Here is a 1,435-nt window from a genome sequence, read left to right as displayed (position 1 = left end):
GAGCTATCGTTGAATCTGGTGTATGCGGCGTAGGGAAGCAGGAGAAGGCGGTGGCGATTGAAGGAGAATGTTGCTTACCAAGGTAACACTTCCCCAATCGGACTCCACCGCCATGGCGAAACGTACGCAAGAGACGAACAGCAGTCAAGCAGCAGAAGTCGAAATCAAGGGTGCGCCCGGTCTGGACGATCTGATCCAGCAAGGCGCGCGGCGTATCATCCAGCAGGCCATAGAGGCGGAACTGGCAGCAATGTTCGAGCAATATTCGAATGTGAAGACGATCGATGGCCGTCGGGCCGTTGTGCGCAACGGCTACCTGCCGGAGCGCGAGATCGTCACGGCTGTTGGCCCTGTGCCAGTCCAGGTGCCGAAGGTGCGCGACCGTTCGGGCTCGGGCATCAAGTTCAATTCGGCGATCGTGCCGCCCTATGTGCGCAAGTCGCCGCGCGTGTCGTCGTCGCTGCCGTGGCTGTACCTGCGCGGCGTGTCCACAAGTGACATGGGCGAGGCCCTGTCGGAGCTGCTCGGTGAGCACGCCAAAGGGTTGTCTGCGGGCGTTGTGAGCCGCCTGAAGGCCGTCTGGGCCGACGAGTATGAGCAGTGGAAAAAACGCGACCTGTCGAGCTCGCGCTGGGTCTACTGGTGGGCAGACGGCATCCATACACAGGCGCGTACCGAGGATTCCGACGGCCAGTGCCTGCTCGTGATCATCGGTGTAAAGCCGGACGGCGAGAAGGAGCGCGTCGCGCTCAGTGACGGCTATCGCGAATCGAAAGAGTCGTGGATCGAGCTGCTGCTCGATCTGAAGGCGCGCGGCCTGCAGGCGCCGCCGTTGCTGGCCGTTGGCGATGGCGCGATGGGGCTGTGGGCGGCGCTCGAGGAGGTGTTCCCGCAGGTTCGCCATCAACGCTGCTGGTTTCATAAAATCGGAAACATACTCAACGCCTTGCCCAAGTCGCAGCACGGGCGTGCCAAGGCGGCGCTCGGAGAAATCTGGAATGCCGCGACACGCGCTGACGCGATCGTCGCGTTCAACCAGTTCGTCGACACCTACGCGGCTAAGTATCCAAAGGCCGTCGAGAAGCTCACTAAAGATCGCGACGAGCTACTCGCGTTCTATGACTTTCCTGCCGAACACTGGCAGCATGTGCGGACCACGAATCCGATCGAATCGACCTTCGCGACGGTGCGTCATCGCACCGGGCGCACACGCAACTGCCTGTCGCGCGCAACGTTCCTCGGTATGGCATTCAAACTGATCGAAGCAGCTGAGCAATCCTGGAAGAAAATCCGTGGCGCCGACAAGATCGGGCCACTCCTGCAAGGCATCCCCTTCAAAGACGGAACCCCGGTGATTGAAAGCACACCGGCTCCTCAAGCGCTGGCCGCCTGACTATGCCGACCGCCCCGCGTACACCACTCTTGACGATTTCTC

1 protein-coding gene is annotated in these 1,435 nt (G+C 61.3%); it reads left to right on the top strand.

Features of this window, described 5'->3' with window-relative positions; all coding sequences use genetic code 11:
- Positions 1-112: 112 nt before the first annotated feature.
- Positions 113-1,393, top strand: coding sequence for an IS256 family transposase (locus AWB67_RS37720; protein ID WP_374729605.1), 1,281 nt, complete (start codon positions 113-115; stop codon positions 1,391-1,393).
- The last annotated feature ends 42 nt before the right edge of the window (positions 1,394-1,435 follow it).

It is taken from the genome of Caballeronia terrestris (assembly GCF_001544515.1).
GTDB lineage: Bacteria > Pseudomonadota > Gammaproteobacteria > Burkholderiales > Burkholderiaceae > Caballeronia > Caballeronia terrestris.
This window is presented reverse-complemented; position numbering and strand designations above follow the sequence as displayed.